This is a genomic window from Levilactobacillus spicheri DSM 15429 (assembly GCF_001435095.1).
Classification (GTDB): Bacteria; Bacillota; Bacilli; order Lactobacillales; family Lactobacillaceae; genus Levilactobacillus; species Levilactobacillus spicheri.
Genome location: NZ_AZFC01000028.1, coordinates 58,471 through 70,145, shown reverse-complemented (window position 1 = coordinate 70,145; position 11,675 = coordinate 58,471). Strand labels below are relative to the sequence as shown.

The 11,675-nt window shown below is 56.0% G+C and carries 8 protein-coding genes; 3 read left to right on the top strand and 5 right to left on the bottom strand.

What is annotated here, in order from left to right:
- Nucleotides 1-609 precede the first annotated feature (609 nt).
- From FD37_RS08350 to trpA, 3 genes are all read left to right on the top strand, one after another.
- Complete coding sequence (locus FD37_RS08350; RefSeq protein WP_056964746.1) at nt 610-2,013, top strand: MFS transporter; 1,404 nt, start codon at nt 610-612, stop codon at nt 2,011-2,013.
- Between the two features lie 514 nt (nt 2,014-2,527).
- Nucleotides 2,528-3,721 (top strand): tryptophan synthase subunit beta, encoded by a 1,194-nt coding sequence (trpB, locus tag FD37_RS08345; RefSeq protein ID WP_056964744.1) that lies wholly within the window; start codon nt 2,528-2,530, stop codon nt 3,719-3,721.
- Nucleotides 3,714-4,442, top strand: coding sequence for a tryptophan synthase subunit alpha (gene trpA / locus FD37_RS08340; RefSeq protein WP_056964742.1), 729 nt, complete (start codon nt 3,714-3,716; stop codon nt 4,440-4,442). The genes trpB and trpA overlap by 8 nt, the downstream gene beginning before the upstream one ends.
- Nucleotides 4,443-4,521: 79 nt before the next feature.
- On the opposite strand, the gene nadC is transcribed toward trpA, so the two are convergent.
- From nadC to FD37_RS08315, 5 genes are all read right to left on the bottom strand, one after another.
- Nucleotides 4,522-5,361 (bottom strand): carboxylating nicotinate-nucleotide diphosphorylase, encoded by an 840-nt coding sequence (gene nadC / locus FD37_RS08335; protein ID WP_056964740.1) that lies wholly within the window; start codon nt 5,359-5,361, stop codon nt 4,522-4,524.
- Nucleotides 5,345-6,541 (bottom strand): MFS transporter, encoded by a 1,197-nt coding sequence (locus tag FD37_RS08330; protein ID WP_056964738.1) that lies wholly within the window; start codon nt 6,539-6,541, stop codon nt 5,345-5,347. The genes nadC and FD37_RS08330 overlap by 17 nt, the downstream gene beginning before the upstream one ends.
- Before the next feature lie 115 nt (nt 6,542-6,656).
- Nucleotides 6,657-7,409: an NrtR DNA-binding winged helix domain-containing protein gene (locus tag FD37_RS08325; RefSeq protein ID WP_056964736.1), complete on the bottom strand. Its 753-nt coding sequence runs from the start codon at nt 7,407-7,409 to the stop codon at nt 6,657-6,659.
- Nucleotides 7,410-7,537: 128 nt separating this feature from the next.
- Nucleotides 7,538-9,502: a sugar MFS transporter gene (locus FD37_RS08320; protein WP_056964735.1), complete on the bottom strand. Its 1,965-nt coding sequence runs from the start codon at nt 9,500-9,502 to the stop codon at nt 7,538-7,540.
- Between the two features lie 21 nt (nt 9,503-9,523).
- Complete coding sequence (locus tag FD37_RS08315; RefSeq protein ID WP_056964732.1) at nt 9,524-11,578, bottom strand: beta-galactosidase; 2,055 nt, start codon at nt 11,576-11,578, stop codon at nt 9,524-9,526.
- Nucleotides 11,579-11,675: the final 97 nt, after the last annotated feature.

Below are 11,675 nucleotides of genomic sequence, written 5' to 3'. Positions count from 1 at the left end.
CTGCCGATTGCTTCCGCTCAGCTGGGCCGTGACGACCGTGGGCACGACTTCGAGCCCCGAAAATCACGGGTCTTAAAGCTCGGCCTTGTGGTAAGTCAGCTGAGAAACGCTGACCAACCACAATGTCACGGTCTTGGCCCATCTGAGCTCCAGCAATCTTGATATAGTGGTTATTCCGCTACGTCGTCTTACCTGCCATTGTAGTCGAGTAGCGTTGGCGTTTTTTCTCCGTGTTTTGTACGAAAAACACGAATCGATAGAATGAGCAGTCAATGGTATGACCGTTTTCTGATTCACTAGCAGAACGTTAAATTCAGATAACCAGCAATATCATAAGATGAACCAGTGCTGACAGTCCGCCTTGTTCGTGACGGTGATTGGACGGTCATCTTGCTCGCCGGCGTGAAGCGGAGGGACCCGTTCAGTCTGGTAATTTTAGTCAGGTTTAGAGGCCCGGGGGATTCCCGGACTTTTTTTGTTGGTCAAGATGATTAAAACGCGGGGATGTGGGCGGTTTCATTTCATGCGTGCGCAACTTCTTCATGACATTTTTTGTAAAAGCGCGTAAGATAGACCAAGTCTAATAAAAAAGGGAAGAGAGATGTTCACATGTCCGCAAATATGGAACCGCAGAAGGTCGCGGGGAAGCGGCTGGTCGCCATCGCGGCGGTCGCTTTGATGGCCTTCATTGGAATTTTGGTGGAAACGTCGATGAACGTGACTTTTCCGACGCTGATGCGCACCATGCACGTGTCGTTGAGCACCGTGCAGTGGATCACCACCGGCTACCTGTTGACGGTGGCCCTGCTGATGATCACGTCGGCCTTCTTGAAGCAACGGTTCACCAACCGGCAGTTGTTCACGGCCGGCGCGTTGTTGTTCATTCTGGGTGACCTAATTGGTGCGCTCGCACCGAACTTCTGGATCTTACTCTTGGGACGCCTGATTCAGTCCGGCTGTGCCGGCATCGCGATTCCCTTGATGATCAACGTCATCGTGGAAAGCGTGCCGCGGTCCCGCCTGGGCTTCTACATGGGGATGTCCAGTCTGATCCTGATGATCGCCCCGGCGAGTGGCCCCACGTTCGGTGGGCTGATGGTCGCCCTGGCCAACTGGCGCTTGATCTTCTGGGCCACGCTGCCGGTCGAAATTTTGATCCTGATTTTTGGTTGGAATGCCCTCGAACAGTACACGCCGACCAAGGCGGTCAAGTTCGATTGGCGGCAGTTCGCGCTGTTAGCGGTGGCCTTCGTGGCCATCATGCTGGGCGTCAACAGCCTGACGACCGCCGGCTGGCTGAGCTGGCAATTCCTGGGCGGCCTGGTGCTGGGCATCGGAGCGCTGGGCGCTTACGTTCAGGTGGCCAAGCACAGCGACAAGCAACTGTTAAAACTGGAGATTTTCCGCAACCCGATTTTCACCTATAGTTTCTTCGCCTACGTCATCCTGCAATTCTGTAACATCGGCATCAACTTCGCGCTGCCTAACTACGCACAAATCGTGGTCGGCGCCACGTCTCTGATCGGGGGACTGATGCTGCTGCCGGGGAGCCTGATCACGGCCTTTTTGCAACCCTGGTTCGGCCACTTGCTGGACGAGCACGGGGCAAAACTGCCGATCATGCTGGGCAGCAGCCTGTTCCTGTTGGCGGCGCTGGGCTTCACATTGTGGGGCCAACGCTTAACGGTCATCATGATTGCCGGGCTGTACATCGTGTTCAGTATCGGCCGGTCGATGGCCTTCAGTAACACTATGACCAACGGGCTCAAGGAGGTCGACCTGAGTCAGCGGGCCGACGCCAACGCCATCTACAACACCGGCCAACAGTTTGCCGGCTCACTGGGGACCACCATCCTGGCGGCGCTGATGTCGTCGGTCAAGGGCGGCGGTCTGTCCTACGCGGCGGCCACCGCGCGGGGCAGCCAGCTGGCCTTTGGGCTGATTGCCTTACTGGGTATCATCAACTTTGGCTTCTACTTCGTGGTCTTTAAACACCAGAAACAAGACGCGTGATTTTAGGGTGGCAGAACGTCCTGCCACCTTTTTTGCTGGCAACATGAAATGAAAATGAGAAACTCATTGACTTTTAATTAAGTCGGCGGTATGATTCTAGTCAATCAAATAATTCGTCCAACAAACCGTTGAAGTGGAGATCAAAATTGTCATGCTCGTCCAGAGAGCGACCGGAGCTGAGAGTGTCGTCGAACGCAGGCAATCAAATGGACCACTGAGGGACACCCCAAAAGTCTAACGAGTCAGGGTGTACGTGAGGCATACGTCAGTTGTCAGGAGGGTGTTGGCCCTTCGTTAAGGGGACCGGTTACGGCGTACAAATGGTGCGAGGACCGGTCAAATGAGGTGGCACCGCGGAAAATCCGTCCTCAATCAGTGGCTTCACTGGTTGGACGGATTTTTTTGTGCATTCCTATGTAAGGAGCGAGCGCCGATGAAATTACGACCAGGCAAACGATGGCCCCGCTTAGTTGACTGATGACCGACTGATCAGCACCTAAGAGGAGCGAGTAAAATGACAGAAAAAGTAGATAACCGGTTTGGAATGTACGGGGGACAATTCGTTCCCGAGGCCTTGATGCCCGAATTAATTCGCTTGCAGGACGCCTTTGAGGCCTGCAAGCACGACGATGATTTTCAGCGGGAATTTCACCGCTTACTGAACGACTACGCGGGGCGGCCGTCTCTGCTGTACTACGCCAAGAATATGACCGAGGACCTCGGGGGCGCCAAAATTTACCTGAAACGCGAGGACCTGAACCACACCGGGGCCCACAAAATCAACAACGTGATTGGCCAAGCCCTGTTGGCCAAGCGCCTGGGCAAGACCCGGTTGATCGCCGAGACCGGCGCCGGCCAACACGGGGTGGCGACCGCCACGATTGCCGCGCTGTTCGGGATGGACTGTGAGATCTACATGGGCAAGCAGGACACCGACCGGCAACGGCTCAACGTTTACCGGATGGAGCTGCTGGGCGCGAAGGTGGTGCCGGTGACCGATGGCCAGGGACTCTTGAAGGACGCGGTCAACGCGGCGCTGGCCGACTGGGCCCAACACGCGGCCGACACCTTCTACGTGATCGGGTCGGCCGTGGGACCCGCCCCGTACCCGGCGATGGTCCACGAATTTCAGAGCGTCATCTCGAAGGAATCGCGCCAACAGATCCTGCAGGTCGAGGGTCGCTTGCCCGACGCCATCGTGGCCTGCTGCGGGGGCGGTTCGAACGCCATCGGCAGCTTTGCCGACTATCTCGATAAGCCCAGCGTGAAACTCTACGGGGCCGAGGCCGCCGGACAAGGGTTGGCCTCCGGCAAGACGGCGGCGACGCTGGAACTGGGGTCGGACGGTATCTTCCACGGGATGGCCTCCAAGTTCTTACAGAACCAGGACGGCCAGATTGCCAAGGTCTACTCCATCTCGGCGGGACTGGATTATCCCGGGATTGGGCCGGAACACGCGGCCCTACAGGCGAGCGGCCGGGCGACTTACGTGGGCATCACGGACGAAGAGGCGGTGCAGGCCTTCGAGTACATCGCCCGTAAGGAAGGCATCATCGCGGCGATCGAGAGTTCTCACGCCGTGGCCTACACGGAAAAGCTCGCCAAGACCATGACCCCGGACCAGATCATCATCTGCACGTTGTCGGGGCGGGGAGACAAAGACGTGGCCCAAGTCGCCAACTACCGAGGAGTTGATCTACATGACTAAATTATTCGCAACGAAACAACTGATTCCCTTTAACGTGATTGGCGACCCGAACCCGGCCGCCACGGTGGCCAACGTCTTGGCCCAGGTCCAGGCCGGTGCCCAGCTGATCGAACTGGGACTGCCGTTCTCGGACCCGGTCGCCGATGGCCCCGCCGTGAAGGCCGCAAACCAACGGGCCTTGCGCGGGCAATTGACCGTCGCCCAGGCGTTAGCGACGGTGGCGGCGATTCGGGCCCAAAGCAACGTGGCGTTGGTCCTGGTGACCTACGTGAACATCCCGTTCGTCTACGGCTTTGACGCCTTTGCGGCCCGGGTCGCCGCGTTGGACATCACCGGTATCATCGTGCCCGACCTGCCCCACGAAGAGGCGGCCGAGTTCCGGGATAGTTTGGCTCGTCACGGCGTGGACCTACTGACCATTGTGGGGCCAGCCTCGCCGGAGCGGATTGCGACGGTCGTGGCACCGGCCCGGGGTTTCCTGACCGTGTCGCCAGCGTTGCCGCAACCAATCTTGGGGCAAGAAATCGCGGCAATCCGGGCGGCCAGTGACCTGCCAATCGTGGTCAACCTGCCCACGGCCGATACGGCCACAATCCAGGCGCTGGCCCCGTTGGTCGAGGGCATTCAGCTGACGGAAACCTTCGTGAGCGGCGCTGCGGTCGATCCGGGCGAGTTGGCCCGTCCCGTGACCGAACTCCGGCAGGCGCTTCAAGCATTGTAAAAATGGGGATTAAAAAAGGCGCTCAGGTCATTGTGGACTTGAGCGCCTTTCTCGTGGTTAAGAGGTACAGGTATTTTTCCTAGTCGAGGGACAACTCCAGCGACAGGTCGAGGGCCTGAACGCTGTTGGTCAGGTACCCCAGGGAGATGTAGTCGACGCCGGTATGGGCGTAGGTCGGCAGGGTGGTCGGGGTGATGCCCCCGGACGCCTCGACCTTGATGGTGGCCGGAATCAGGCTGCGCCAATGGCGGACCGTCTCGGGCAACTGGTTGTCGATGAGAATCATGTCGACCTGACAATCAACCGCTGCCTGAAGTTGTTCGCGGGTCTCCACCTCGACCTCAATCAGCTTGGTCGGACCCACCGTGTGGCGTAACCGGCGGAGGGCCGTGGGCAGGTCGGCAATCAGGCGCCAGTGGTTGTCCTTGAGCATCACGGCGTCGTACAGCCCCATGCGGTGATTGAGGCCGCCGCCACACTGGACGGCGTATTTGTCGAACAGCCGGAGTCCGGGAGCGGTCTTGCGGGTGTCGAGGATGTCGATTTGCGGATTGTTCAGGGCATCGACCGCGGCGTGGGTCGCCGTGGCGATGCCGCTCATGCGCTGCAGTAGGTTCAGCAGGGTCCGTTCGCCGGCTAGTAGGGCCGTGGCGGGGCCGCTGAGGTGGCCGATGACGGTTCCGGATTGGACCAGGTCGCCGTCCAAGAACGTCGGCAGGTAGGTCACGGTGGGGTCAATCAGGGCGTAGAGGGCGGCTGGAATCGCTTGACCGGCCAGAATACCGGGTTGCTTGGCGATGATCCGGCCGATGACGTGACGGTCCTGAAAGGCGCTGGCGCTCAGGTCCCCGGTGGTGCCGAGGTCTTCGTCCAGGAAGGCCTGCAGGGCCGGCGTTAACGTGCTAGTCGTTAGGGTCATGGCTCAAGCCCCCTTTAAAAACGGGTGCGGTATCGTGGACCCCGAAGGCCAGCAGGGCGATCCCGATGATCAGGAAGCCGATGAAGACGCTCAAGATGGCGGTCAGCGGTAGCTTGAACTGCAACAAGAGGCCGACCATGTAGGGGCCAATCGTGGCGCCGATGCGCCCAATCGATTGGGCGGTGCCCATCCCGGTCCCCCGGATGGCTTGAGGAAATTGGCCCGGTGTCAGGGCAATCAGCGTCCCCCAGGCACCCAGGTCGAAGAAGGATAACCAGGCGCCGCTGGCCAGGACGGTCAGGTCGCTGTTGGCTACGCTAAAGGCCAGCACGCTGATGACGGTGCCGACGAGGTAGATCAAGAGGACGGTCTTGCGTTGCAACTTGCCCATCAGGTAAGCCGCCAGGTAATAACCGGGGAGCTGGGCCACAGTGATCAACAGGGTGTAGCCGAAGCTGTGGACGATGGTGAAGCCGCGCATGACCAGGATGCTGGGCAACCACAGGAACATGCCGTAGTAGGTCAGCATGACGATGAACCACAGGGCGCTCAACAGCAGGGTTTGCTTCCGGTAATCCGGTTGCCACAGGACCTTGTAGGATGGTCGCGCGGGCGCCACGGACGGTTGGTCGACCGGCAGATGGCGCCGCATCATCAGGGCGTACAGGACCGTTACGGCGGTCAGCAGGACGGTCACCCGCCAGCCGACCAGCGGCATCACGTAGAAGGCCAGAACGGAGGCCAGCAGCCAGCCGATGGCCCAGAAACTATCGGCCAGGACCAGCATCCGGGACTGCTGGGTGCCGTGGTAGTGGTCGGCAATCACCGTGGCCGCCACGGGCAGTTCGCCACCTAGGCCAATCCCGGTAATGAAGCGGATCAGGATGAAGACGTTGACGTTGGGCGCTACGGTCAGCAGCAGGTTCCCCAACGAAAAGAGCATCAGCGTGTAGATCAGGACGTGTTTGCGGCCGAAGCGGTCGGCCAGGATACCACAGATGACCGCCCCGAAGATCATCCCCACGGACGTGGCGGCGCTGACCGTTCCCAGTTGCAACGGCGACAGCGACCACTCCGTCTTGAGCAGTGGCATGATAAAGGACAACATGGCGACGTCCATGGCATCAAAGAGCCAGGCCGTGCCCACGATGAATAAGAGCCGGTAAGTCTTGCTAAACATGAAAGAATTCCCCCAAAATAAATAAAGTAAAAAATACTTTTATAAGCAGAAAAATAAAAGTCGAATCAACTTTTATTCGACTTAGGTTTAAATATAGGCGGTCGTGGGCGACTTGTCAAGCCAGATAATTCAACCGGTACAATTTAGCGGGGCGCCCGGCGTGGGTGGCGGCCGTGGTGCCCACCGCCGTGAGCAGGTGCTGGTGGTTCTTCTTGAAGTTGGAATTGTCGATGGCGGTGAGGTCGAGGCGGAGGAAGGCCGCGAAGACCGTCCGGGCGGCCTTGAGGGTGAAGGCCGGTCCCAGGATCAGCAGGATGTTGGGCTGGTAGTCCAGCTTGTTGCGAATTCGGTCGCAGGCCACGGTCAGGATCCAATCGTGGTCGAACGCCAGGGCCGTCTGCGGGGTCGCGGTGCGTTTCGCCAGGGCCGCGTAGTAGCTCGCCTGGGACGTGGCCGGTTGGGTGGTGAAGGTCAGCGGGCCGGCTTGGACCTGGTAACGGTCGGCTTGCGGCGTGAAGGTGAACCACTTGGCGGCGGTGGCCCCGTAACCGGGGGTCAGCGCCGGCAGCTCGGGGAGAAAGGTCATGTAGGCCAGCGAGAGCGTCCGCTGCTGGGGGGTCCGCCGGGGATGGGTGAAGGTCGCGAGCTGTTCCGTGTGAAAGCTGTCGAGGTTGAGGCCAATCTTCTCGCGGACCAACCGCAGGGCGGCTTCGTCGGCACTTTCGTTGAAGCGCAGGGTGGTCTCGGGGAGCGCCCAGTAGCCTTGAAAGGGGGCCTCGGCGCGTTTGAGCAGGAGCACGGTGACCTGGTGGGTCGTGCGGTCGAAGCCCCAGATGATGTTGGTGATGGTGATTGCGGGTTGTGTCATAGCGCGCCTCCTTAGGCGATGGAACTGGTTACGTCGATTATAGCTTAGAATGCGTAAAGGGGGAAAGGGATGAGGAGTAAAAAAGCGTCGAGCTCGTGTGTGAGTTCGACGCCTTAAGATACGCATGTTTAAGACTGTGGTGCCTGGAACGTAACGTTTAGAACAGGATTACCGTGGGTTACGGTGGTTGGGGCAACTTTATCCGTAGCTGTGATCTGGCGTGGTTGCGTAAAGAAAGTGACGACCACGTCATCGTATCCACGTTGACGAATGAGGTTGCGGTCGAAGGTCATCAACCGATCGCCGGCGTGAACAATCTGACCGTCTTGGTAATAGGTCGTAAACCCGGCGCCTCGTAGGTTAACGGTTCCGAGTCCCACGTGAATGATGGTTTCGAGCCCGGTCGTTGAAACGATTCCCAGCGTATGCTTGGTTGAGAAGGTAAACCGAATCGTTCCGTCAAATGGCGCGTACAATGTTCCATCACTTGGTTGAATCGCAAAACCAGTTCCGGGGAGTCCGTGACCATCTTCCGTAACCACGTCTTGTAAGGCAAGTGACCGGCCACTAACTGGTGCAAGAACCATGGTTTGTGCTTGCGTGGTCGCCTTGGTTGCTTGGGCTGTTGCTGAATGTGGGAGAGTGTCCGTTGCGAGCTTGGCCTGTAATTCATCGACGATTTCGGCGTGTTTCTTTTCAGTGATTTTGACTTTGAACAGGAACACGAGAAGTGAAAGAATCGCGCAGACTAACGGCGTGTAGAAAGCCAGTACCTCAAAGGTATGAATGTCGTGAGCCGTCATATCAGCGGCGGTGGCGCTTCCGGTCATTCCGGCGACCAAGGCGATGGCTCCAACGATACCATTAGAGAATGCCCCGGTAATTTTATCAAGCATTGGCCGAACCGCTAAGACAACCGCCTCGTTGCGGTTACCATTTTTCAATTGACCGTATTCGATGGAGTCAGTCAGTGATAAGACGACGACTAATTGGGCAAACGTGAAGTTGAACAAGATTAATCCCACAATAAGCAGGGCCATGTTCGTCCGTGCAGTAATGAAGATGATGTAGGAAAGGATCATGCAAATTTGACCAACGGTATATAGAATCTTTCGAGGAATGAATTTGTTGAGGATGGGGTAGAGTGGCGCCGTTGCAAACCCAACGATTGTGGCCACAGCACCGGCAATCCAAAATTCACCTGGCTTGCCAATGACAAACTTGAAGAGGTAAAAGAGAACCCCGTTCGTAACAACGTAAGCTAAAGAGTAGAGCAGATAAGCTAGGCTAATCCATAAAATCTGATCGTTTTTAATAATGCCGACAAAGACATCTTTAATCGATGTTTTTTGCTTAGCGGCCTGACGAATGGCGTTATCTTTTTCCTTAGTCCCGAGGGCAACGGAAACCGCTGAGAGGACCGCCACGATGGCGACAATAATGGCAAATGCTAACCATCCTTGGGGTCCCTGCGTATGTTTCCCAGTGGCAAGATAGGTGAAGTAGGTGGTAATCGGGACGACAATCATGGTCAGCCCATTCCAGCCGATGGATCCGGTAAAGCTTCCGAGCGCCGTGAAGATACCACGGGCATGACTATCTTCGCTGATAGCGGGAACCATGCCCCAGTAGGAGACGTCGGCGAAGGAGTAGAAAATATCCAGGGTGACAAAGAGAATCACGAAGACGATGGCGAAAAGGAGCCAATTGACCTTAGCGAGCCCGAAGATACCCGTAAAGATAATGACGAGTAAAATTGAACTCACGATGCTCCCGATTAATTGCCAGGGCTTGAATTTCCCCCAACGGGTCTCAGTATTATCCACGATATTCCCTAGTATTGGGTCGACAACCACTTCGGCTAAGCGGATGACCACGACGAGACCAGTAATCAGACCAATTAATCTGTTAGCGACCTGAGTGCTCAATCCACTGAACATGCCACTCGTGACAAACACAATAAAGTAAGTACTTAACGCACCATAAAAGGCTGAATGCCCAAGATTCCCTAGCGCGAAGGCGATTCCTTCGTTGACCTGATGCCAGGAAAGTCTCTTTTTGGCTGGTGTGTTTGTTTCAACATCTTGTTCCATCAAAAAGCACCTCGTTTGTAGTTAATCTTGTGAATCCGTAAAGACACGTACGCCATAGGCCGGGAGTTCTTGTGTCGAATCAGCCGGTTGGTGAGTTAACGCATCCGTAAGGGGCTGGGTAAGTTGAATGGTCGTGGCCTGATGGCTGAAGTTAATGACGAAGTAGAAATGGGCTGTGGCGTTTTCGCGTACCTGAATTGAAACGGTAGGCGTTTTCTTTTTAAGCGGGAGCTCCGGTGTTAATTTCAACGAGCGGTCGAGAGACCGGTAGAAGTCTTCTAGAAAGTCTGTATCCGTACGGCAACCGAGATAGTAGGCCGCACCTTGCTCCAGCGGATGGCGGCTAATAGCAGTCGTTCCGGCGTAAAAGTCGCGCTCATAGGTTCCCAGTGGTTCAGCGCCATCTAGAACCAAGAGGTCGCTATAGTCTTTGGTGGTGTAGGTCTTGTCGAATGCCTTGAGTGTGTTGTGCTGGTGGGGATACAAGGTGTCCGTTTCCTGGACGGTTAAGCCGTAGGTTGCTTGTAAATCGGGCAGCCAGCCACCCTGATAGGCCAGGTCGTTCCGGTCAACGATGCCTGTGATGTAGGTGCCGACTAAATGGCCGCCTTGATGAACGTATGCTTTAAGTTTTGCGGCGAAGGCCTGATCCATCAGGAAATGCATCGGATCAATGACCAAGGTGTAAGGGGTCAAGTCGTCGGCCGTTTTGACAATGTCGACGGGGATGTCATGTTCCCAGAAGTATTGGTAGTGTTCCTGAATCGTCCGCCAGTACTGCTTAGTGGCGTTGGCGTAATTACGGGAATCGTCTAAGGCCCACATATTGTCATAGTCGAAAACGATGGCCACCCGGGCGTCCCGTCGATGGGTGGCTACGGCGCCGGTTAACTGTTGCAAATCGTGACCGACCGTGGTGACATCCTTGAAGGCCCGGGTTTGGTCACTCAGATTGTTCGTGATGACCGCGCCGTGAAACATTTCGGAGGCGCCACGCGATTGGTGAAGCTGGAAGTACATGACCGAGTTGGCGCCGTGGGCAATTTGTTGAAGGCTGCCCATTTCATGCATTCCCGGGCGCTTAGACCGGTTATAGGGATGCCAGTTGACCTGTGAAGGGGTGCTTTCCATAATGAGATAATTATCGTGCTTGAGGCTGCGCATCTCATCGTTCATCAGGGCGGTCTTCATTGCCAATTGGGCGGTGCTTTCGTAGTCGTTACTCCAGTTAGGGTAAGAATCCCAGCTGACGATGTCCACATGTTCGGCGAACTTCTGGTAGTCCAGGTCGGTGAACACGTGGGATTCTGGAGGATTGCCCCCCATGAAGTTGGTGGTGACGGGGATATTGGGAGTCAATTCGCGAAGCGGCTTGATTTCATTCTCAAAGAAGTCAATCGTCCGGTCCGTCACGAAACGGTGCCAGTCGAGGTTTAACCCCGTAACGCTTTGATCGCCTAATGGCGAAGGTGCTTCAACCTGGTCCCAACTGGTGTAAGTGTGGCTCCAAAAGCTGCTCCAATAAGCGTGATTCAAGCAATCCAATGAGTGGTACTTTGCCTTGAGCCAATCACGAAAGGCTGCCTGACAAAGGTCACAGAAGCATTGACCGCCATATTCGTTTGAAATGTGCCACATGAGAAGACTCTTGCGATGGCCGTAACGTTCTGCCAATTTGCGATTGATGGTCTGTACTTTTTCACGGTAAATGGGGGACGTGTAACAGTGATTATGACGTTCTCCGAAGTGTTGTCGTTGACCGTGATTGTCGACCCGTAAGACTTCTGGGTACTTTTCAGCTAGCCACCGCGGACGCGCTCCGCTGGGAGTTGCTAGGATGACGTGAGTTCCTTGAGCTTCGGCTCGGTCGAAAATATCATCCAACCATGAGAAGTCGTAATGGCCCTCGCTGGGTTCTAACTTTGCCCAGGAAAAGACGCCCAGAGTGATGCTATTAAGGTGTGCCTGTTGAAATAGGTGGAAGTCACGGTCAATGATTTCAGGGTGATCAAGCCATTGGTCTGGATTGTAATCTCCCCCGTGAAGAAAATGGGTTAATTTTAATGGATTAGACATTGTCTTTCTACACTCGCTTTCATTTACACGTTAATGAGACTGATTGAACACTTTTCAATATAGACGCGTTAGTCGGTAAATGTAAGCGCTTCAACAA